Consider the following 21717-nt stretch of genomic DNA (forward strand, 5'->3'; position numbering starts at 1 on the left):
GACGTGGCGCCGCTCCGCCATGGAAACGGCGGAGCCGAAACTATTCGGCGCCCGGGGACGTGTCAACGCGAGCGCGGCGCGGACACGAGCCGGCGGATCCCCGTGGCGAAGAGCCGGTCGGGGATGACACGGCGCAGCGCGACGAGCGCCCGAGCGTCCCGGCCGATGAGCGTGCGGAACGGCGGCGAGGGCGCCTCGATGAGGCGGAGGATCGCCGCCGCGACCGGGGCGGGCGGCGGGGCCTTGGCGGCGTCCTGGAGGACGAGCTGCTCGATCGTCCGGGTCATGGCGGCGTAGGGCCCATCGGGCGAAATGTGGGCGCCGCGGCGCTGGTTCTCGAAGAAAATTTCGGTCTTGAAGGTGCCGGGCTCGACGAGGCAGACGTGGACGCCGAAGGGGGCGACCTCCCAGCGCAGCGCCTCGCTGAAGCCCTCGACGGCGTGCTTCGTGGCCGCGTAGGCGCTCACGCCGGGGAGGCCGACGAGCCCGGAGACGCTCGAGACGTTGACGATGCGCCCGCGCCCGGCGTCGCGCATGGCCGGGAGCACGGCGCGCGTCACGGCCATGAGCCCGAAGACGTTGGTCTCGAACTGCGCGCGGACGTCATCGTCCGCCTGCTCCTCGAAGGCGCCGCCGACGGCGATGCCGGCGTTGTTGACGAGGGCGTAGGCGGGGCCGTGCTTCTGGAGGATTTCCCGGACCCGGTCGGGGGCGCTCGCCGCGGCGACGTCGAGCTGCTCGACCTCGAGCGAGGCGCCCGCCGTCGCGGCCGCGGCGAGGAGCGCGCCGGCCTTGTCGGGGCGTCGCATCGTGGCGACGACCCGGTGGCCCGCGGCCACGCAGGCGACCGCGGTCGCGAGGCCGATGCCGCTCGAGGATCCGGTGATGAGGATGAGGTGACCCATGGGGGAGGGGGGCGAGTATAGACGAGGTGCGAGGATTCACTATGCTGCGACCATGGTCGACTTCGCAGCGGTAGGACGACGCCTGCGGGAGGCTCGCGAGGCGCACCACGTAGAACGGGCCACGCTCGCCCGTGACGCAAGCGTGCCCGAAGAAGTGCTCGCACGCCTGGAAGCAGGCGAAGCCGTGCCGATCTCGACCGCGGCGCTGGCCCGCGTCGAGCGAAGGTTGAAGCTCTCGCCCACAGCGCTATGGGCGGATACGCCACACGAAGAGGTCGCCTTATCGTTTCATTTCCGACATGCCAGCGTGCCGGACTTTTTTCACGCGGATGAGGATGCGGCACGAGAAGCACTGACGATCGCGCGCGACGTGGAAGGGCTGGAGGAGCGCCTGGGCCGCCCCGCGCCGCTCAAGAGAGTTCATTGGTTCAGGGAAGCGCCGGTCGGGCACAACGCGAGCGCCGACGGTTACGCGCGGGCGTGGCGCCTTCGAGACATCCTGCACCAGAAGAACTTCCTCGATTCACCCACCTCTCCGCTCCCCGATCCACTGGAGACGCTGGTGGAGGAAGCCTTCGGTGTGCCCGTTATCGAGAAGCCACTACATAGTCCGTCCGTGCTGGCCGTCACGGTGAAGGATCGAGTGAGCGGGCTTGCAGCCGTTCTTCTCAACACGGCGACGAAAGGGGGGCTTCATCCTCTGCGGCGGCGTGTGGATCTCGCACATGAGATCTGCCACCTCCTCTTTGACGAGCCACGAGACGACATCGGCCTCTGGATTGATGTCGCCGAAGACCAGGAAGAGGATGCGCCAAGACGGCAAGGCGATGCCGTCGAGAAGCGGGCCCGCGCTTTCGCTGCAGAGCTGCTGTTACCGAAGCTCGGGCTCCACCGGTTGCTCGGGAGGCCGCAGGTCCGCGCAAGAGAGCTGAAGGCCGCTGTAGAGCTGGTCCAGCGTGCACGGGAGCACTACGGGACGACGATCGAGCTGACGTCCTACCACCTGTACAACGTCGGCTACATAGAAAAGTACCTTCTCGAGGAGATCCTCGCGGAGATCCAGAAGACGGTCCCGCTGCTCTCGCATGCGGCGCCGCCAGCGCGCGAAGCTCTTCTTTCACGGCGGGTTCGAGCGGCGCTATCTGCCGGTCTCATATCCGCCATGCGGGCACGCGAGCTGCTCGAGCTCTCTGCGTGGGATGAGCTCCCCTGGAACACCACACAATGACCGCGAGCGCTGAGGGGCGGGCTTATGTGCTGGACACGGGGGTGCTCATCGCCCTCCAGCGTGCGGGGCACCTCTCGATTCTCGTGGCCGGATCTTGGTGAAGCTGCCTCGATCGCTTGGGCCATGAGCCGGCCCGAGGCGAGCTTCGTAACCCGCGATGGTCAAGCGGCGCTCCTGGGCCTCGAAGAGCTGCGCGGTCGCGCCATGGGGTTCTTTCAGTTCCTCGCCGAGCTCGTCGATCTCAGTGCGCTGGATGTCTCCGTCGCCGCGCAGGTTGCCGAGGACACGGTGAAGGCGAGCGGTGTCACCGCCCGCGTCCCGCTCTGGTGGCCGGACTGGATCCAGTCGCACTCGCCGCCAACGTCATCCTCGGCTCCAATGGCCCCCGAGCAGCAGCCAACGTCGTCCTCGGCGCCGATGGCCCCCGAGCCGCGCGGCGAGTCGTGACATTGGCTGGTTGCCGTCGCCGTGGACCTCTGCGGGCACCACCCGGACAGGATCCAGCACGACCCGGCGTGGACGGAAGGTCTCCCGACGTTCGAGGGAGAAGGTGCCCTGTCCGTGCGGCGGGCCCCCCTGTCCGTGCGGCGGGCCCCCCTGTCCGTGCGGCGGGCCCCCCTGTCCGTGCGGCGGGCCCCCCTGTCCGTGCGGCGAGCCCCCCTGTCCGGGTAGCGTATGGCTAGAAGAATACCGAATGGATACACGGCTGCCGCGGCACACCGCTGCTGCCGGGATCAGCCGATGATCATCGCCTCGCTGAGGAGCCTGCCCTCCTTGAAGCGGCGCAGGTTCCAGCGATCGAACAGCGGCAGGGACGTGCCCTCGGCGATGTGCTGCGCGATGAGCTTGCCCATCACAGGCGCGATCATGAAGCCGTGCCCCATGAACCCGGAGGCCTGGTAGAAGTGCTCCACCTCGTCGACCCCGCCCACGATGGGGTTCTGGTCGGGGGTGAGGTCGTAACAGCCAGCCCACTGCCGCAGCACCTTCACGCTGCCGAGGACCGGGCACGCCGTGACGAGCGCCCGCGCGTACAGCGCGAGGAACTTGTGGCTCGAGCCCATGTCGAGGCCCTCGGGGACATCCTCGTTGGAGATGCCGCCCACGATCTCGCCGCGCATCGACTGGGAGAAATAGAGGCCGTTCGACAGGTCGGCGACGAGCGGGCCGAGCCACGGCTTGAGCGGCTCGGTCGAGCAGATCTCGTGGCGGTGCGGGCGGTTCGGCAGCTCCACGCCGAGCATGCGCGCGATCTCCGGGCTCCACGCGCCGGCGGCGTTGACCACCCGGTGCGTCCGGATCTCGCCGCGATCCGTGACCACGGCGTCGATCCGCGCGCCCTGCGTGCGGAAGCCGAGGACGTCCGTGAAGGTGGCGATGTCGACGCCGAGCTTCTGGGCGCGCTCGGCGTAGCCCCAGACGAACGGCCAGGGGAACACGACGCCGTCGTCGGGGTTGTAGCTCGCCGCGACGACGCCCTCGGTGGAGAGCTCCGGCACGAGCGCGCGCGCCTCGTTCGCGGTGAGCATCCGCGTCCCGAGGCCGCACTCGTTCTGCACGGCGACGCTCTTCTCGAGCGTCCGACGGCCGGCCTCGCTGCGCACGAGGAAGAGGTAGCCGCCCTGCCGGAACCAGATGTTGATCTTCATCTCGCGGGCGAAATCCCGGCAGATGCGGATGCTCTCCTGCATGAGCCGGATGTTGCCCTCGCTCGAGAACTGCGCCCGCACCCCGCCGCCGTTGCGGCCGCTGGCGCCGCCGCAGAGGTAGCTCCGGTCGACGACGACGACGTCCGTGATGCCGTGGTGCCGCGCGAGGTTGTAGGCGATCGCGAGGCCCATGATCCCCGCGCCGATGACGACGATCTCCGCCTGCGCCCGCATCGCGCCTCAGCCGAGCTCCGACCTCGCCGCGGCGACGACGGCGTCCTGGAGCGCGCCGTTCGAGGCGATGATGCCGCGGGCGAGCTTGAGCCCGGGGCCGGTGTAGTCGATGGGCGCGCCGGCGAGGTCGGTGAAGCGCCCGCCGGCGCCGCGGAGCACGGCCTCGGGCGCGCAGCTGTCCCAGAGCTTGGCGCCGCCGCCGCCGTGCACGTAGAGGTCGACCTCGCCCGTCGCGATCCGGGCGATCTTCACGCCGACCGAGCCGCACGGGACGACCTTCGCGATGCCGAGCCGCGAGAGGAGCGGCTCGATCTCCTTCGGCCGGTGCGACCGCGAGACGATGAGCGTGGCGTCGGCCGGCGAGGCGACCCGGGAGACCTCGAGCGGGCGGCGGCTGCCGTCCCGCGCCTCGAGGAAGGCGAAGCACCCGTCGTCGACGTCGCCGGCGCGGCCGGCCAGCGCCTCGCCGGTCGTGGGCATCACCACGACGCCGAGCGCCGCCCTGCCGCGGACCGCGAGGCCGATCATCACGGCGAACTCGCCGTTCCGGTCGGCGAACTCGCGCGTGCCGTCGAGCGGATCGACGAAGAACACCCGCTCCCGGCCGAAGCGCGCGGCGAGCTCGTCGCCGGTCGGGACGCTCTCCTCGGCGAGGATCGCCTCGCCGGGGAACGCGGCCTCGAGGGCGCCGCAGATGAGCGCGTTTGCCTCGCGATCGGCGCGCGTCACCGGATCGCCCGGGCCCTTCATCTCGACGGCGAACGGCGTCGCGTACACGTCCATCACGATCGCCGCCGCCGCGCGCGCGATGCGGACGATCTCGTCGAGCTCCCTGTCGCCCTGGCTCATCCTGCTCACCCCTCGATCCCGGCCTGATTCAGGCGACCTGCGAGCTCCGCGAGCGCCGTGTCGCGGAGGTAGGGGGGCATGCCGGCCTCGCGGACGAGCTGGTCGAGCTGGGCGACCGAGCGGGGGCCGAGCACGGCGGACGAGACGAGGTTGTTCGCGAGGACGAAGCGCAGCGCCACGGAGCGGAGCGAGACGACGGCGCCCGCGACCAGCGGCCGGAGGGCGTCGAGCTGGCGGAGGCGGGTCCGGAGCTCGTCGCGGTTCCACCGGTTCATGCGGTGATCGTCGGGGAAGAACTCGCGGTCGGGGCTCCACTGGCCGGCGAGCAGCCCGTGCGCGAGCACCGAGCGGGCGAGGACGCCGGCCCCGCTCTCGGAGACGTCGCCGGCGACCTCGTGGAGGTCGCCGGGGAGGAAGGCGTTGTAGGCGAGCTCGACGAGGTCGACCTCGTCGCGCAGCGCGGAGCGGGCGACGTCCGCGGAGCCGGCGCTCACGCCGAAGGCGCGGATCTTCCCGGCCTGCTTGAGCTCCTTCAGGTAGGCGAGGGGCTCCTTCGTCTGCATCGCGGCCACGGTGGGGTTGTGGAGCAGGACGACGTCGACCACGTCGCGGGCGAGCCGCTCCTGGGAGCGCTCGAACGCGGTGCGGAGGTAGGCGGGGTCGAAGCGCTTCTTCGGCGGGCCCTCGAGATCGGTGCCGATCTTGGTGACCACGAACGTGGCGCCGGCGCCCTTGAGCCGCTTGCCGAGGCGGCGCTCCATCTCGCCGCGGCCGTAGACGTCGGCCGTGTCGAAGAGGTCGATGCCGACCGCGAGCGCGCGATCGATGACGCGATCGGCTTCGGCCTCGGAGACCGGGCCGTAGCCGTCGCCTGAGAGACCCCAGGTGCCTAGGGCGAGCTCCGAGACCTGGAGGGTGGTCTTGCCGAGGGGGCGTTTCCTCACGTGCGGCGATCTACACCAGCGCGGGGAGCGCGCCACGAAATAGGCAGACGCCCGAGGAGCAGCGCCGCGAGGAGCCAGAGCGGACCGTGGCCGGCATCACCCGGGGCGCCGCCGGGGGAGGCGCTCGCCGCGCAGCCGTTGCCGTGGAGCCGGAGCTCCCCTCGAGGGGCGCCGCCGGGGGGCTCCTCGCCGGCGGCGCCGCTGCCGGCGCCACCGCCCGCCGCCGCGCCCGCCCCGCCGGAGCCGCCGGCGGACCCGCCCGCTCCCGGCTCGGCCCCGCCCGTTCCGCCGCCGCTGCCGCCCGTCCCGCCGCCGCTGCCGCTCGGTTCGCCGCCGGCGGTTCCGCTGCCGGGCGAGTCGACCAGGCAGCCGCCGGCGACGCAGACCCCGCCGCGGCACGGCGCCCCCTCGAGCTTGTTGCGCTCGATGCAGGTGCCGTTCGGCGCCACGCAGACGAAGCTCCTGCACCCGCCCGGATCGGGCGGCTGGGGGCACACGAACGGATTGCTGCCGACACATCGCCCCGCCTGGCAGGTGTCGGTCACGGTGCAGGGATCGCCGTCGTCGCAGGGGGCGCCGTCCTGCCTGTGCGGAGCGCAGCTGCACGCCCCATCGGAGGTGCTGTCCGGGTCCGCGATCGTGGGGCAGGCGTCCTCGACGTCCGGCTTGCCGTCGCCGTCGTCGTCGTCGTCGCACGCGTCCCCCTTGCCGTCGCCGTCGGTGTCGAGGTTCGCGGTGTTCGGGGTGTCGGGGCACGTGTCCTCTGCGTCGGGGATGCCGTCGCCGTCGTCGTCGTCGTCGCACGCGTTCCCCTTGCCGTCGCCATCGATGTCGACGTCTGCGGTGTTCGGGGTGTCGGGGCACGTGTCCTCTGCGTCGGGGATGCCGTCGCCGTCGCGATCGAGCGAGCAGGTGCCGCGGATGCAGGCGCCCTCGGCGCACTCGACGGTCGCCCTGCAAGGCGCGCCGAGCGGCTTCTTCGCCAAGCAGGTCGGCGGGGCGCAGTAGGCGCCTGCGGCACAGTCGTCGTGCGTGGCGCAGCGGGTCAGGCACGCGTCGTCGTCGCAGACGTAGAGGCCGCAGTCCACGGGAGCGCGCTCGACGCAGGCGCCGCCTTCGGTGCAGCGGCTCGGCGGGATGCTGGAGGTCGCGTCGACGCAGGCGCCGGGGGCGCACACGGTGTTCGCCGCGGCGCGGGCGTCGGCGGGGCAGGCGGCGGCGGCGCCGGTGCAGGTCTCGGCCGCGTCGCACGCGCCCGTCGAGGGCCGGCAGACGGTGGTGGCCAGCGCGAAGGCGTCGGCGGGGCAGGCGGCGGCGGCGCCGGTGCAGGTCTCGTCCGCGTCGCACACGTCCGCCTTGGGCCGGCAGACGGTGGTGGCCGGCGCGAAGGCGTCGGCGGGGCAGGCGGCGGCGGCGCCGGTGCAGTGCTCGTCCGCGTCGCACGCGTCCGCCTTGGGCCGGCAGACGGTGGTGGCCGGCGCGAAGGCGTCGGCGGGGCAGGCGGCGGCGGCGCCGGTGCAGTGCTCGGCCGCGTCGCACACGTCCGCCTCGGGCCGGCAGACGGTGGTGGCCGGCGCGAAGGCGTCGGCGGGGCAGGCGGCGGCGGCGCCGGTGCAGGTCTCGGCCACGTCGCACGCGTCCGCCTCGGGCCGGCAGACGGTGGTGGCCGGCGCGAAGGCGTCGGCGGGGCAGGCGGCGGCGGCGCCGGTGCAGGTCTCGGCCACGTCGCACGCGTCCGCCTCGGGCCGGCAGACGGTGGTGGCCGGCGCGAAGGCGTCGGCGGGGCAGGCGGCGGCGGCGCCGGTGCAGGTCTCGGCCACGTCGCACGCGTCCGCCTCGGGCCGGCAGACGGTGGTGGCCGGCGCGAAGGCGTCGGCGGGGCAGTCGGCGGATCGACCGGTGCAGGTCTCGGCCACGTCGCACAGGTCCGCCGCCGGCCTGCACACGGTGGTGGCGGAGGCGAGGGCGTTGGCAGGGCAGTCGAGGGAGCTGCCGTTGCAGCGCTCCTCGACGTCGCAGAGGCCGGCCGAGCCGCGGCAGAGGCTGCCCGAGGCGCGCGGCCCGCACACGCCGTTCGCGGACGCGCCGGCCGCGGTGCTGCAAGCCTGACAGTCGCCGGGAGCGCCGCCGCCACACGCGGTGTTGCAGCAGACCCCGTCGACGCAGTGGCCGCTCAGACACTCGCCATCGGCGAGGCAGGACGCGCCGTTGGGAGCCTCGGTGATGTAGAGCTCGGCGCTCGACAGGGCGAGCGCGGTGTTCCGCCCGCCCGCCGCGAGGAGCTGGCCATTGGCGAGCGCCACGAGCGTGTGAGACCCGCGGGCGATGGCCATGACGTCGTCCGCGGTCCAGGCCGCGGACGGCGCCGCGGCCGGATCGTACCGCGCGGTCGTCTGGAGATAGGCGCTGCCGTCGAAGCCGCCGGCGACGAGGACCTGCCCGCTCGACGGGAGCAGCAGCGCGGCGTGGCTGCTGCGCGCGCCCGGCATGGTGCCGGCCGGCGACCAGGTCCTCGCCGTCGGGCTGTATCGCTCGGCGCTCGCCAGGTGCGTCCCGTTCGTGCCGCCGACGACCAGGACATCGCCGTTCGGGAGGAGCGTCGCGCTATGCAGCCGCCGCGCCGTGCCCAGGCTGCCGGCCGCCGACCACGCGTTGGCGGCGGGGTCGTAGGTCTCCGCCGTGGCGAGGTAGGTGGTGCCGTAGCCGCCCGCGACGAGCACGGCGCCGTTGCTCAGCAGCACGGCGCTGTGCGCGTAACGGCTGCTCATCGTCCCCGCGGTCGACCATCTGCCCGTCTCCGGGTCGTAGCGGCGGGCCTCGCCGAGCGCGTAGGTGCCATCATAGCCGCCCGCCACGAGCACGTCGCCGTCCGCGAGCAGCGTCGCCGTATGGAGCGCTCGATTGGGGATGGCCTCGGCGTTCGTCCAGGTATTCGTGTCGGGATCGTAGATCTGCGCCGTTCCCAGATACGTTGTGTCGACGCGGCCGCCCACCACGAGCACGCGGCGGCCGTCGTTCAGCAAGGTCGCGGTGTGCTGGTATCGCGCCGTGCTCATGGCGGCCGCGGGCGACCACGCGTTCGTCACGGGGTCGTACAGCTCCGCGCTGCTGAGGGCGATGGCCCCGTTGTTCCCGCCCGCGACGAGGACCTGGCCGGCGCGCGAGCCGCTCGTGATCAGGGTCGCGGTGTGCTCCCGGCGCGCCGCGCTCATCCCGGTGGGCACCCCTTCCCAGACCGGATCGACGAGCACCGCCTCCCCCTCGGCGTCCACGTGCAGCGCGAGCGTCGCGCCCTCCACCGAGAGCCGCGCCTCGACAGGGCGCTTGCCGCCGTCGGCGAAGGCCTCCGGCGCCGTCACGCGCAGCCGCGGAGCGCCCGTCTCGTCCACGACGAGCACCACCTCGCCCGCCTTGCGCAGCGAGGCGCCTTCGATGTGCCATGAGGCCACGGGGGCGCCGCGCTGGACCGCCTCGGGCTCGAGCAGCAGCCACTCCTCGGCGACGCCGGACGCGGCGGTCCAGAAGGATGTCCCCCCGGGCCGCCGATAGGCGATCGCGCGGCCTGCCCGCGTCCCCTTGCCTCGAGCGCCCGCCTCGCGCACCCGGATGTCCAGGGCGCCAGCGCACACGGCCTCGGGGCCGTCGCACCCTCCGGCCCCAGGGAGGCGGAAGCGGATCGCCTGTCCCGCGTCGCCGGGGAGCTCCACCGTGAGGAGCCCAGGGGCGGGGCCCTCCGGCAGCGCGAAGACAGCGCCCCTCTCGACGAGCGCCTCGCCCCCGTCGAGCACGCGCGCCGCCACCGCGGGGAACCGCTCCGAGAGCGCGTCGACCGCCGCGGGCGCCGTCGCCTCGCCGCAACCGCCGAGGGCCGCGATCGCCGCGAGCAGCCACGCTGCCCGCAGGGGATCGCGGGCCGCCGAGCATTCCCCGAGCGATGTGGAGCCCCGCAACATTGCAGCCATGAGAACCATGGCGCCCGGAACGTCGTCAAGCCGGAACTACGTGAGAGCATTTCTGTGGTGGCTGAATGATGCGCCGTCATCGTCCTGTGACGGGATCCGCGCGCTCCGGCCCGGGTACGCAGGCTTCTCTGTCATTTCATGAAGTAGCGCGAGGCGTCCCGAGCTGACCCGCGGCGAGGCGCGCACCGCACGCGCGCCTCGGGCCAGGAGGCGCTGGGAGCAAGCGCGATTGATCGTAAAAAAGGCTTCCATGGAACCGCGGGCAGATGCAATTATCATCGCGCCTCTCTGCGTGGAGGCGAAGCGAGGATAGGATGAGACGCAATGTTCATCGGATGTTGACCGCCGGCATCGTGACGCTCGCGGGGGGGGTCTCGAGCGAGGTGCTCGCGGCCGGGCCGGACGCCGTGATCTACGACCCTGGTTGCCTTGCGGGAGGTTCGCTGCCGCCGAACGACGATGGATCGAGCGGCGTCGTGCCGCTCCCCTTCGAGGTCAACTTCTACGACCGGCACTACAACACGGTCTACGTCAACAACAACGGCAACATCACCTTCGACGGCCCCCTCAACGTCTACACGCCGTTCCCGCTCGAGACCACGAACCGCGCCATCATCGCCCCTTTCTTCGCGGACGTCGACACCATGGGCGCCGGCTCGGGCGTCGTGCACTGGGGCGCGGTCCAGGGGATACTCCCGGGCTATCAACAGCCCCGGAAGGCCTTCTGCGTGCTGTGGGCGGACCCCGTCGCTCCGCCGAACGGGGTCGCAGGGGTCGGCCATTACCCACAGAGCACCGACAAGCTGAACATCTTTCAGGTCCTCCTCGTCGACGCGCAGACGTGCGTCGCAGGAGACCCCGACGCGAACTGCGACCCGTCGAGCCAGGATTACCGGCCGGCAGGGGACTTCGACATCTGGTTCAACTATGATCAGATCAGGTGGAACTCCGGGTCTGCGAGCGGCGGCGTCGGCGGGATCGGCGGCGAGACGGCCCGCGTCGGCTTCGCCTCCGGCACGGGGGCGGGGGCCTTCGAGCTGCCGAAGCCGCAGCTTCAAACGGATCCAGAGCCCAGGGACATCTTTACGGACTACGATGTATCTTACAGGCTCATCGACAACGAGATGGGGAGCAGTCAAAAAGGACGCTACAAAATCAAGATAGATAAGAATGCCGGGGGGCTGGGCTCGAGCGTCATCACGGGCACCGTCCAGGCCCTCAACGCCCAGGGCCAGATGGCGGGGGTGGCCGGCGCGCCGGTGCAGATCTGCCGGGCGGTGTCCGCGGCGGCGCCGGATTGCCCGTGGTTCGGGACGACCAACGCGAGCGGTGGGTTCACGGCGAACGCCCTCGTCGAGGGCCAGTACACGATCACGGCGTTCCCGCCGGCGGGGAGCGTCTTGATCCAGAGCGAGGTGTCCGTCGGCGTCGCGGATCAGGCGTCGGCGACGATCACCCTCGGCACGCCGGTCGCGCCGCCCCCGGGCACCGGCCTCGAGCCCTCGTCCCAGGGCGGCGGCGACGTGCCCGTCGTCTACTGGCACGACCCCACCACCCTGACCACGCCCGGCTGCGCCGGCGGCACGGCGACCTACGACGTGAAGTTCGGCTCCGTCACGTTCGCGTCAGGCTGGATGCAGCTCGACGGCAACGGCCAGTTCACCGCCGTCATTCCTCCGTTTTACCCGAACCACGGCGCAGCCACGATCCTCATCCAGACGCAGTGCGGCTCGACGGTCACGAGCATCGCGTTCCCGATCTACATCGACCCGAGCGGGTGGGTCCGGACCGTGGGCGGCGCCCCCATCGACGGCGCCACGGTCACCCTCTTCCGCTCCGACAGCGGGGCGCCGGGCTCCTTCACCGTGGTGCCCGACGGCAGCGCCATCATGTCGCCCATGAACCGCGCCAACCCGAGCATCTCCGACGGGGAGGGGCACTTCGGCTGGGATGTCGTCACCGGCTATTACAAGGTCCGCGCCGAGAAGCCGGGCTGTCACGCGCCCGACGACGCCGCGCAGCCGTATGTCGAGAGCCACATCATGCACATCCCGCCGCCGGTCTTCGACCTCGACCTGCGGCTCGACTGCGGCACCGGCGCGGTCGGCGACACGACGGCGCCGACGCTCTCCGTGCCCGACGACCTCGTGCTCGAGGCGACCGGCGCGAGCGGCGCCCCGGCCACGTTCACGGTCTCCGCGATCGACGACGTCGACGGCGCCGTCCCCGTGATCTGCACGACGCCCCCGGGCAGCACCGTCCCGATCGGCGTCACCGTCGTCCACTGCTACGCGCTCGACGCCACCGGCAACCTCGATTACGGCACCTTCGCCGTCATCGTCGAGGACACGAGCGCTCCGGTCCTCACCGTCCCCGGCCCGATGACCCTGGAGCCGACGGGGCCCTGGGGCGCCGAGCTCGCGTTCGTCGCCGTCGCGATCGACGTTGTCGACGGCGCGGTCCCGGTGACCTGCTCGCCCGCGCCGGGCACCGTCCTGCCGGTCGGCGTCTCCACGGTCTCCTGCAGCGCGACCGACGCGGCGGGCAACGCGGCGAGCGCCTCCTTCGACGTGAGCGTCCCCGAGTGGGTCGACACCGACGCTGACGCCGTGAGCGACACCTTCGACAACTGCCCGCTCGCCGCGAACCCCGATCAGGCCGACGCGGACGCCGACGGCGTGGGCGACGCGTGCGACAGCTGCCCGCTCGCGGCGAACGCGAGCCAGGCCGACGCGGACGCCGACGGCGTGGGCGACGCGTGCGACAACTGCCCCGGCGACGCCAACCCGGGGCAGGGCGACGACGACGCCGACGGCGTGGGCAACGCCTGCGATCCGATCTGCGTCGCCGTCATCCGCGGCGGCGCCGGCGGGGCCGCCGACGCATTCATCTCCAGCTCCGAGCCGAACACGACGTCGGGCTCGTATCCTGGCCTCTTCACCGGCGTCTCCGGCTCCGGAGAGAAGATGAGCCTCGTCGCCTTCGATCTCTCCGGGATCCCCGGGGACGCCACCATCGAGGGCGCGACGTTCTCGGTGAGAGCGCTCTATGCCCCGACGGCCGCGACGCTCAATGTCCACGCGATCACGGCGCCGTGGACCGAGGCCACCGTCACGTACAACACGCTGAACGGCGCCTTCGACCCCGCCGTCGAGGCGTCGCTCGCCGTGCCGGCCAACCTGACGACCACCGTGTCGTGCGACGTGACCGCGCTCGTCCAGGACTGGGTCTCGGGCGCGCTCGCCAACCACGGCGTGCTCCTGCGCGAGCTCGGTACGGGCAAGCGGACCCTCCGGTCGAGCGAGGAGCCGAACACCGCCGAGCGGCCGCGCCTCGACCTCTGCTACGTGACGCCCTGACAGACCAGCGCGCATCGCCGCCAGCCACGGCCGAGGGGCGCGCGGCGCCCCCTCCGCCGTGGCCCCCTCCGCCGTGGCCCGCCTCCGTGTGACCTCATTTCCTGACCACGCGCCGGACGTCGAGGTCGAGCCCGCGCTCCGGTCCGTCAGCGACGACGGCCGCCCTCCGCCGCGCCTCGGGCGCCGCCGCGGTCGTCCTCTCCGTCGCCTTCTCCCTCCTTCTCCGCCATGAGGCGCGCTGGCAGGGGCCGCCGGGGCGCCACGTCCCTGCGCGCTCGGCGGCGGAACGATCCATGCCAGAGAAGCCGGGGAAGGGGAGTGATGTGGCGGCGAGCGGGGCGGCGCGCCGAGGGCAGGTGACCAGGGGACATGCAGAGTCCACCCCTGCCCGCGGACGACGAAGGGGGCTGTAGAGTATGGCGAAAGGTCCTAATGAGGCATCGAGGGCCGAACCCGTCAGCGACCGGAGATCACGGCCGCCCGCGGCGAGCGCCTCCGCGCGGCGCGCGCTGGAGCTCGTGGCCGTCCGAGGCAAGGACGTGATCGGCGTCCGCCACCTGCTCGCCGAGGGCCGGGCGCACATCGGCGACACGCCCGCATCCATCGCGCGCGTGCCGTCGGGAGAGCTGGACAGGGCGGCCCCCGTCATCGCGGAGGTGACCGGCGCGCGCTACGTGCTGCACGTCCCGCGGCGGACGAGGGCGCGCGTCCACGGCGCCGACGGGCTCGGGCGCTTGCTGACCGGCCCCGCCGACATCGAGCTCCAGGAAGGAGACCGCGCCGTCCTCGTGATCGGCGTGGTCCAGATCCGCGCGCAGATCGTGCCCATCGAGATCATCTCCCGGCTGGGCGCGTCCGGTCTGCGGTGGATCGGGCTCATCGGCGCCCTCTACCTCGTCGCGCTCGCCATCTGCGCCGCCCTGGCGCCGCGCGACCGAGCGCGCCTCGACGAGGGCTCGATTCGAAGCGCGGTCAGCGCCGCCGCCGCGCAGCTCTGGGCAGAGCACGCCCCGGCGCCGTAGCGCTCGTCACCGCGGCCGTCGCCGGCGGACAAGCCTGGGAGTCGCGGAATGCTATCCTCACTCCCATCATGCGCTTCAACCCCGCATTCCCTCCATTCCACATCTCGCTGTGCCTGCTCGCCATCGTCGGCTGTGGCGGCTCGTCCGCCAAGGACGAAGGCCCGAACGGCCCGCCGCGGGCGGGAATCCTGAGCTTGCCGTCCGGATGGAACACCATCGAGCCGGGCGGCGAGACCACGTGCGCGCGCGGCGATCCGTTCAAGTACCTCGTGCGCCCGGGCACCGTCAATCGGCTCATCGTCGAGTTCCGCGGCGGCGGCGCGTGCTGGAGCGCCGCCACCTGCTCCCCCGGCGCCGACATCTTCCAGGACACCGTCGGCGACGATCCCCTGACGACCGGGATCTACGATCATGACAACCCGGACAACCCGTTCAGGGACTGGCACCATGTCTACATTCCCTACTGCACCGGGGATATCCACTGGGGCGACAACGTAGCCACGTACGGCCAGGGGAGCAGCGCCGTCACCGTCCGGCACAAGGGCGCCGTCAACGTCCGCGCCGCGCTCGACTGGATCTACGCCAACGTCCCCGCGCCCGAGAAGGTCTTCGTGACCGGCTGCAGCGCGGGCGCGTATGGCTCGATCCTGTGGTCCGCCCACCTGCGGGAGCACTACAAGAGCGCGTCCGTGGTCCAGTTCGCCGACAGCGGCGCGGGGGTCATCACCGACGCCTTCTTCAACGACAGCCTCCCCTCCTGGAAGCCCGAGGGCGCCTATCCGACGTGGATCCCCGGGCTCGAGCCGGCCGAGCTCGTGAACCTGTACGTGCTCTACGAGAAGATCGGCGCGCACTACCCCGACATGCGCCTGTCGCAGTACAACACGGTCCACGACGAGGACCAGATCTTCTTCTACACCGCCATGGGCGGCGGCGGCGGCGCGGAGGCGTGGTCGGAGGCCATGAGAGCGTCCGTCGACCACATCGAGGCGTCGACGCCGAACTTCCGATCGTACCTCGCCGCCGGCAGCGCTCATTGCATCCTCTGGCGGCCGGAGTTCTACACCGTCGAGTCGGGCGGGACGCCCCTCGTCCGATGGCTCGACGCGCTCGTGAACGGCGAGCTGCCGCCCAGCGTCGCCTGCGACGACTGCGGCTCACCGTAGCGGGCGCGCGGGCGAGGGGCGAGCGCCGCCCCGCCGCGGTCGAGCGGGGGCCGGCGTCCCGCCTCCGGAGCGGCTACGTCAGGTTGTTGAGCGGCCCGGTGCAGTCCCGCGGGTCGCCGAACGTGGTCCGGGTGTCGCCGAACAGGTTCAAGATCGAGACGAGCAGGTTGTTGTGCGGGAGGTTCGGGTACCGGACCCAGCGTCCGGTGCGCAGGCCTCCGCCGCCGCCGGCGAGCAGGAACGGCATGTCGTTCTTCTTGTGCGTCGGCGGATCCGAGAGCTCGGAGCCGAAGAAGACGACGCTCTCGTCGAGCAGCGAGTGCCCGCCCATGTCGACCTTCTCCATCTCCTGCAGGAGGTAGAGGTGCTGCTTCGAGTACCAGTTGCAGATGGCCTCGCACTCGTTCGGCTTGAAGCCGCCGTCGTGCTGGTAGAAATGGTGGTGCTCGGTCAGGTTGAGCCAGGGGAAGGTGTGCTTCGCCTCGGTGTCGCTCCACTGCAGGGTGCCGACCGCGGTGATGTCGCAGGCGAGCGCCATCACCATCATGTCCGTCAACAGCTTGCCGACCTTGGGGATCGCCGCGTCGGTCGAGGTGTCCTTGATCGAGCCGTTGTCGGACGAGTTGAGCCCCGTGCGCGGGTTGTAGTCGGACGTGTCGACCCTCGTCGGCACCTTGCACGCGCTCGTCTCGACCGGGGTGTTGCTGAGGCTCTGCTCGATCTCGCGGATCTTCGTGAGGTGCTGGTCGATCTTCTGCTTGTCGGCGGCGCCGAGCTTCCCGGACAGGGTGGCGTAGCGCCGATCGAGGAAGTCCAGGATCGATTGCTTCCGCGCGAGGCGACGGGCGGCGTCGTTGCCGTCGTTCGGGTTCAGCGTGCCGAAGAGCTCGGTGAAGATCTCCACCGGATCGAGGCGCGGCGGGATCGGCTTGTGCGGCGCGTCGTTCTCGAAATTCACGGCGTTCATCGGCGACAGCAGGCCGTGAGACTTGCCCGTGGCCCAGCGCAACGCGATCTGGATGCTGGCCTTCGCCTTTTGACCGGCGGAGATCCGGGCGGCGATCACCTGATCGATGGACGGCCCCTTCCCGTAGCCGCCGTTGTTGGCGCCCTCCTGCGCCGTGCCCGTGAGCCAGGCGATGATCCCGGCCTGATGCTGCTCGCCGCGCGCGCTCTTCATGTCGAGGCCGTCGACGACGAGCAGCCGGTTTTGCACGGGCGCGAGCGGCGCCAGGATGGGGCTCAGGGTGAAGCTCGTCTCCGAGCCGGTCGGCCTCCAGCGGTTCATCACGGTCCCCCCGGGCGTGTAGACGGCGAGGAAACGCTTGGCGGGGGCGGGGGCCGCGTGCGCCTGGCGTTCGGGGCCCATGATCTCCAGCCAGGGGAGCGAGACCGCGATGGCGCCGGCCCCTCGCAGCATGGCACGTCGGCTCAAGCGAAATTTCGACATGACCGTCACTCCTGTCCTGAAGCCAAGTAGTGGAAAGCGTCCGTCTGCGTGAGATCGATCAGGAGCTGTTTCACGTTGTACCCGGACGCCTCGAAGGCGGTCGTGACAGCCTGTTCGGTGCACTGGTCCTCTTTGCGCAGGGTGAGGCCGTACGCGAACTCGCTCCAGCGCTTGGCGAAGCAGTGCTGCACCTCCTCGGAGGCGGCGAGCTTCTGCACCAGCTCGATCGGCCCGCTCACGTCCCCCAGCGTCCCCGGGACTGTGCCGCTCGGGTCGATGACGACGTCGTTCTCGGTGGTGCGGTACAGCCCGACCGCGTCGTAGTTCTCGAACGCGAAGCCGACCGGGTCCATGAACTGGTGGCACCCCGCGCACGCCTTGTCCTTGCTGTGCTGGCTGAAGCGGTCCCGCGCCGTCGCGCCGGAGTACGGATCCGGCGGCTTCACCTTCTCCAAAATATCGCCGGTGGGGAGCGGGATCGGGATGCACATGAGCTTCTGCAGCACGAACGAGCCGCGGACCACGGGGTTCGTGTTGTTCGAGTGCGTCGTCCCGGCCATCACGCCCGCCTGGGTGAGGAGCCCGAGGCGCTGGGTCGTGTCGAGCTCTACTTTTTGGAACTCGTCGCCCTTCACGCCGGAGACACCGTAGAACGCCGCGAGCCGCTCGTTCATGAAGGTGTACGAGGCCGTCAGGATGGACGCCCAGGAGCCGGTCCCCTCGAAGATCTCGTGCTCGAGGAACCGCTGTGTCTCCTCGCGCATCAGCGAGCCGATGGTGCGAGAGAAGGTCGGGAACGCCTCCGCGTTCCGCTCGAGATCCGCGAGGCTGCTGATGGGGAGGAGGTTGTCGAAGAAGAACCGGATGGTGGGCCGAGACCGGTCATCGTCGAGCATGCGCTCGGCGTGCTTGCGCACGCCCTCCTTCGTCGAGAGCTCACCCGCCTGCGCGGCCATGCGCAGCTGCTCATCGGGCATCGTGCCCCAGAGCAGGTACGAGAGCCGCGTCGCCATCTCATCGCCCGTGGGCCGGCGGAGCTGGGGGCGCTCCGGGTCGGGCGTGCCCCATTCGATGCGGTAGAGAAAATCTGGCGATTGGAGCAGCGCCTGGATCATCGTCGCGACGCCGGTGGCGAACGTCGCGTCGGTCCGGCCGACGCCGTACAGCGCGAGGAGCTCCTCCGCCTCGCCGGCGGCGAGGGGCCTGCGGTACGCGAGCGGGGCGAGCTTCTCGATGATCGTGCGCGCGCACGCCTGCTCGTCCGCCCCCGCCACGTTGCGCGCGCAAGGGGCGAGCTTCGCGAGCGCCTCCGGGGTGGCGGTCGCGCGCTGGGCGACGCCCTCCGCGACGGTGCCCAGCTGCTCGGCCAGCAGGCTCGAGACCGACAGCGTGTCCGCGTCGTTGCCGAAGCCGTTCCCGACATCCTCGCTCGGCAGCGAAAAGGCGGGATCGGTCGTGTCGCCCAGGAGATCGCGAACGGTGTTGTTGTACTCGACGCGCGTGAGCCGCCGCAGCGGCGCTCGCCCGGGGTACACCACGCCGTCCTTGCACGCGAGCGGGGCCCCGGGGGTGGGATTCTCGACGCCGGGCTCGGTGCCGGGCTTGTCGCCGGGCTCGGCGCCGGAAGAATCGCCCAGGTTTCCGATGCAGCCGCTGGCCAGGAGCAACGCGGCCAGGATCGCCGACCGAGCGCCTCTGAGCGGGAGCGCCTGGTCATGATGGGAGGGCCTAGACATGAATGTCCCTCTTCGCCCGCTGTGGGCACGCTGAAGGTAATTGTCGAACAGCTGGCTTCCCTGACGACGTCGTCAGAGTATCATGGGCGCAGCCCCCAGAGGGGCACGCTGGAGCTCTCGAGGAGCGGTCGACAGCCATAACGAAGAAGTGCAATGAGACGGTGAATTCATCGCCTCTCGCGTGGCTCCGTAAAATTACCAGACGGGCCTCATCGAACGCACCAGTGTCCCCGAGGACGATCTCGTCACGATCCGTCGCAACGCAGGTCACGCCGTCCCCACGCTCGCCACGCGGCCGCTCCGCCGGATCTTCGAAACAACATCTCCCGTGGGGAGCGCCAAGGATCTCAGGACCTTCGCCGAACGAGCGAGGTGGATCGTGTTCTCTGGCGGAACACCCTTGGTGAAACGCTATCCATCATCGATCCGCAACCGCGCCCCCGACGCCGAGCGAGCGGAATCGGTGCCGAGGCCGATCGCGGGCGAAGGCCTTGGCGGACCCCTCCAAGGCGAAGCAAAAGGATGCGGCTCGGATCAAATGTTAACGATCACATGGCCCATGTCAACCACAAATCGGCCGGCCCTCGGGGCTCCGCGAGCCCCGGGGCGGGACGAGGCGGGCGGGGGCTCCGCCGGAGCGTCGCGTCAAAAAGCCGGGCGCTGGAGCCGGTACCTGCGCTCGCAGCGCGTCTCGGCCGTGCTCGTGGCAGCGGCCCAGGGGCGCCCGGCGTGCTCCGCTCCCTCTCCAGGGGCGGGCGCCAGCCATTGTTATCGTTAACAACGCGTCGCGAGAGCGCGCGCTCGCGCCGCTCGGGCTGTCATGTTGCGGCTCCAGTTGACACACGGCCGGCGCTCCAGATGATGTCCGCCGCGATCGCGGGCGCGCCGACGTGCCCGCGGCAGCCTCGGAGGAAGAGCTCCGGGAGGAGACAGAGGAATCCATGCGCACGCTTTGCATCGATATCGGCGGAACGGGGATCAAGGGCACCATCCTCGACGAGCAGGGGACTCCGATGGCGGATCCCATGCGCGTGCCGACGCCGCAGCCGGCCTCGCCGGACCCCATCCTCGACGTCATCGACGGGATGGCCCGCGCGCTGGGGGAGTTCGATCGCGTCTCGATCGGCTTCCCCGGCGTGGTGATGGACAACGTGACCAAGACGGCGCCGCACCTCGACAACGAGAAGTGGAGAGGCTACCCGCTCGCCGAGGCGGTCGAGCGCCGCCTCGCGAAGCCCGTGCGCGTGGCCAACGACGCGGGCATCCAGGGGCTCGCCGTCGTCGAGGGCAGGGGGCTCGAGATGGTGCTCACCTTCGGCACGGGGCTCGGCTGCGCCCTGTACATCGACGGCCACTACGTGCCGAACCTCGAGCTCGGGCACCACCCCTATGGAAAGCGGGACCTGAAGTACGAGGATCGCGTGTTCGACGCCGAGTGCAAGCGCATCGGCCCGAAGCGCTGGAACAAGCGCGTGCGCCAGATGATCGCGCAGCTCGAGCCGATCTTCAATTACCGCAAGCTCTACCTCGGCGGCGGCAACGCGCGCCTGCTCGACGTCTCGCGGCTGCCCGAGAACGTCGTCGTGGTCGACAACGTCGCCGGCCTGCTCGGTGGAATCAAGCTCTGGGCCTAGCGAAGCGCCTCCCGCGCCGCGGGCAGGCCCCGGCCGCCTCTCCCGCGGTGCGCCGGCCGGGCGGGCGCTCGGCGCGCGCGGGCCGCGCCGGCCCCCGCGCGGCCGGCGCCGGCTCCCGGCCAGGCGCGGGCCGCGCCGGTTCCCAAGCGGGCGCGGCCGTCGTACCCTGGGCGAATGAACTCGCCCGACGCACCGAAGCCCGACGCGACGCCTGCGGCCACTCCAGCGGCGGACGCTGATCTCGATCCGTTTCGCCTTCAATCGCCGGAGACCTTCGCGAACCCGTACCCCGTGTACGCGAAGCTGCGCGAGCAAGCGCCGGTGTACTTCAGCGCGGCCTACAACGGCTGGCTCATCACCCGCTACGATCAGGTCGCCGCGGGCTTCCGCGACCCGCGCCTCTCGGCGAAGCGCTCCAGCGCCTTCGTGACGAAGCTGCCGGAGGACGTGCGCCAGCGGCTCGAGCCGTTGCGCCGCAACCTGGCGTCGTGGGCCTTGCTGCTCGATCCCCCGGAGCACACGCGCATCCGGTCGCTCATCAACAAGGCGTTCGTGCCGCGGCTCGTCGAGGGGCTGCGCTCCCGGGTGGAGGCGCTGGTCAACGAGCTGCTCGACGCGGTCGCGCCCACGGGCCGGATCGACGTCCTCCGCGACCTCGGCGACGTCCTGCCGCTGCTCGTGATCGGCGAGGTGCTCGGCGTGCCCACCCAGGATCGGCACCGGCTGAAGGGCTGGTCGAACGCGCTCGGCGGGTTCCTCGGCTCGGGCCGGCCGACGCTCGAGATCGCGGGCGGCGCGCTGAGCGCCGTCGCCGAGATGGAGGACTATTTCCGCGGCGTGATCGCGGCCCGGCGGCAGAGCCCCGGGAGCGACCTGCTCAGCCAGCTCCTCGTCGCGGAGGAGCAGGGGATGATCCTCGGCGAGCAGGAGCTGCTCTCGACGTGCTGCATGTTGCTCTTCGGCGGCCACGAGACCACGAAGAACCTGATCGGCAATGGCCTGCTCGCGCTGCTCCTCCACCCGGCCGAGCGCGACGCGCTCCGCGAGACTCCCGCGCTGATCGGCCCGGCGGTGGAGGAGCTGCTCCGTTACGACTCTCCGGTCCAGTGGATGAGCCGCGTCGCCCTCGACGACATCGAGCTCGACGGCGTGCGCATCGCGAAGGGCGATCGCGCTTTCCTGGTGCTCGGCGCGGCGAACCGCGATCCCTCGCAGTTCCCCGATCCTGACCGGCTCGACTTCCGCCGCACGGACATCCGTCACATCTCGTTCGGTCTCGGCGTGCATTACTGCGCCGGCGCCGCGCTTGCCCGGGTGGAGGCCCAGGCCGCGATCTCCACGTTTCTTCGCCGTTTCCCGAACGCCGCGCTCTCCTCCGCCCCGCTGACCTACCGCCAGAACCCCGGCATCCGCAGCCTCACCGCCATGCCGGTCGAGCTTGGCGCGCAGAGCTCCGCCTCCTGACCTCACCCGTTCTTCGACAGAGCGCCTTTCTCCCCCTGGTGCTCACCGCCCCTCTCCCCCTCCAACGGAGCGCCTCGAGCCGCTGGCGGGAGGGGAGGGTGCGCGCGGGGGGCGA

General features: G+C 71.3%; 14 protein-coding genes. 7 read left to right on the forward strand and 7 right to left on the reverse strand.

Translation table 11 applies throughout. From position 1 onward, the window contains the following. Nucleotides 1–62 precede the first annotated feature (62 nt). Nucleotides 63–905 carry an SDR family oxidoreductase gene (locus WMF20_RS04390; RefSeq protein ID WP_437610946.1) on the reverse strand — a complete coding sequence of 281 codons (843 nt, stop codon included), beginning with the start codon at nt 903–905 and terminating at the stop codon, nt 63–65. A 52-nt stretch (nt 906–957) separates the two neighbouring features. Between WMF20_RS04390 and WMF20_RS04395 the strand changes: the two genes are divergently transcribed. Beyond that, on the forward strand, nt 958–2133 hold the full coding sequence (locus WMF20_RS04395; RefSeq protein WP_437610948.1) for an ImmA/IrrE family metallo-endopeptidase: 1176 nt from the start codon (nt 958–960) through the stop codon (nt 2131–2133). A gap of 123 nt (nt 2134–2256) precedes the next feature. Continuing rightward, nucleotides 2257–2580, forward strand: a complete 324-nt coding sequence (locus WMF20_RS04400) for a hypothetical protein (protein ID WP_437610950.1) — start codon at nt 2257–2259, stop codon at nt 2578–2580. 287 nt (nt 2581–2867) lie between these two features. Here the strand turns inward: WMF20_RS04400 and WMF20_RS04405 are convergent, their stop codons facing one another. Genes WMF20_RS04405 through WMF20_RS04420 form a run of 4 tightly spaced genes read right to left on the reverse strand, consistent with a single transcriptional unit; the run spans nt 2868 to nt 9771 of the window. Continuing rightward, nucleotides 2868–4016: an NAD(P)/FAD-dependent oxidoreductase gene (locus tag WMF20_RS04405; RefSeq protein WP_437610951.1), complete on the reverse strand. Its 1149-nt coding sequence runs from the start codon at nt 4014–4016 to the stop codon at nt 2868–2870. Nucleotides 4017–4022: 6 nt separating this feature from the next. Further along, on the reverse strand, nt 4023–4865 hold the full coding sequence (locus tag WMF20_RS04410) for a 3'(2'),5'-bisphosphate nucleotidase CysQ family protein (protein WP_437610953.1): 843 nt from the start codon (nt 4863–4865) through the stop codon (nt 4023–4025). A 5-nt stretch (nt 4866–4870) separates the two neighbouring features. Then, the gene (locus tag WMF20_RS04415; protein ID WP_437610955.1) at nt 4871–5809 is read right to left on the reverse strand and encodes an aldo/keto reductase; all 939 of its coding nucleotides are present in this window, start codon (nt 5807–5809) and stop codon (nt 4871–4873) included. Next, nucleotides 5806–9771 carry a kelch repeat-containing protein gene (locus WMF20_RS04420; protein ID WP_437610957.1) on the reverse strand — a complete coding sequence of 1322 codons (3966 nt, stop codon included), beginning with the start codon at nt 9769–9771 and terminating at the stop codon, nt 5806–5808. The genes WMF20_RS04415 and WMF20_RS04420 overlap by 4 nt, the downstream gene beginning before the upstream one ends. Nucleotides 9772–10106: 335 nt before the next feature. Between WMF20_RS04420 and WMF20_RS04425 the strand changes: the two genes are divergently transcribed. The 3 genes from WMF20_RS04425 to WMF20_RS04435 all read left to right on the forward strand — a co-directional run bounded on the left by WMF20_RS04425 (nt 10107) and on the right by WMF20_RS04435 (nt 15318). Next, nucleotides 10107–13130, forward strand: coding sequence for a DNRLRE domain-containing protein (locus WMF20_RS04425; protein WP_437610959.1), 3024 nt, complete (start codon nt 10107–10109; stop codon nt 13128–13130). Between the two features lie 518 nt (nt 13131–13648). Continuing rightward, nucleotides 13649–14152: a hypothetical protein gene (locus tag WMF20_RS04430; RefSeq protein ID WP_129573152.1), complete on the forward strand. Its 504-nt coding sequence runs from the start codon at nt 13649–13651 to the stop codon at nt 14150–14152. A 68-nt stretch (nt 14153–14220) separates the two neighbouring features. Then, entirely contained in the window at nt 14221–15318 is a 1098-nt protein-coding gene (locus tag WMF20_RS04435; RefSeq protein WP_437610962.1) for a pectin acetylesterase-family hydrolase, read from the forward strand. 73 nt (nt 15319–15391) lie between these two features. Here WMF20_RS04435 and WMF20_RS04440 read toward each other — a convergent pair whose 3' ends face one another. Together WMF20_RS04440 and WMF20_RS04445 are read right to left on the reverse strand one after the other, a co-directional pair. Continuing rightward, entirely contained in the window at nt 15392–16738 is a 1347-nt protein-coding gene (locus WMF20_RS04440) for a DUF1552 domain-containing protein (RefSeq protein ID WP_437610964.1), read from the reverse strand. A gap of 35 nt (nt 16739–16773) precedes the next feature. Continuing rightward, a complete protein-coding gene (locus WMF20_RS04445; RefSeq protein ID WP_437610966.1) occupies nt 16774–18504 on the reverse strand; it encodes a DUF1592 domain-containing protein in 1731 nt (576 codons plus the stop codon). Between the two features lie 941 nt (nt 18505–19445). Here WMF20_RS04445 and WMF20_RS04450 point away from each other — a divergent pair. Then, nucleotides 19446–20138 (forward strand): ROK family protein, encoded by a 693-nt coding sequence (locus WMF20_RS04450; RefSeq protein ID WP_129573155.1) that lies wholly within the window; start codon nt 19446–19448, stop codon nt 20136–20138. A gap of 174 nt (nt 20139–20312) precedes the next feature. Continuing rightward, the gene (locus tag WMF20_RS04455; RefSeq protein WP_437610968.1) at nt 20313–21602 is read left to right on the forward strand and encodes a cytochrome P450; all 1290 of its coding nucleotides are present in this window, start codon (nt 20313–20315) and stop codon (nt 21600–21602) included. The last annotated feature ends 115 nt before the right edge of the window (nt 21603–21717 follow it).

The organism is Sorangium sp. So ce834 (assembly GCF_051521425.1).
GTDB classification, from domain to species: Bacteria; Myxococcota_A; Polyangia; order Polyangiales; family Polyangiaceae; genus Sorangium; species Sorangium cellulosum_D.